Annotated in this window: 1 pseudogene; it reads right to left on the reverse strand. The window is 56.0% G+C overall.

Going from position 1 to position 448, the window contains the following annotated elements:
* Nucleotides 1–448, reverse strand: a pseudogene (recC, locus tag ACU8YC_RS27600) (exodeoxyribonuclease V subunit gamma); the annotation flags it as partial.

Raw genomic sequence — 448 nt, forward strand, 5'->3', positions numbered from 1 at the left:
CTGCGTATCCCACAGAATTTCGCCAAATGGCCCATAGGGAAGCACGCCCGCCGCACGAACACGGCGAAACAGTCGTTCAGCGTCGTTCTCTTCAACCCGTGTCTTAAGCCATTCCTGATTAAGCTGATAGCGGGTTAATCCCTCAAGGGTGAAAGGTTCCGTGTCCGGGATCTCACTCTCCTCCGAGCGGAAGTTGACCCTCAGACGCATCTGGAAAAAGGCCCGCACCGGATGAGCCCAAAATCGCTGCAGCGTTTCCAGCGTCAGTGTTTCAGGCATCTCAAAGGGAAGAGGCTGAACAAAATCCGCGTGCGCTTTTCCTGACAGGCTCGCCGCAGGCAGCCATTCCCGGGCATAGCTTTGCTGTTCCCCCGGCAGATAGTTTTGCGCCTCGAAGGGCATCCGGGTATGCAAACGAGTAATGTTCGCTTTGCCCCTGGCTTCGTTT

Source organism: Citrobacter sp. VF227, from assembly GCF_052950715.1.